Raw genomic sequence first — 256 nt, forward strand, 5'->3', positions numbered from 1 at the left:
TGCACCGGCCCCGGTTACACCAGCACCTACCACGACGGTAGCAAGCTCCCCCAAGCCGCTTGACCCGGCACTGGAAGGTGCGGTCATCGGTACGCTTGGGATTGAAAACCTAGTGACGCAAACTGAAAAGATTTGTCTGGAAACACTACCAACTTCATTCAAGCGTTATTCGAGTGCGGCGGAGGGTTGGCAATCACGCAATGCGGATATGGTGAAACAGGCAAAACTGGCTTTGACCAAAGCGTTTCCGGTCAGT

General features: G+C 53.9%; 1 protein-coding gene. It reads left to right on the forward strand.

The genetic code is table 11. The features are described from left to right. Positions 1 to 256: hypothetical protein (locus tag ACZ3GY_RS24405; RefSeq protein ID WP_465912369.1), on the forward strand; the 256-nt coding region annotated here is incomplete at both ends.

The sequence above is a fragment of the Pseudomonas sp. PME37.24/006 genome (assembly GCF_055556635.1).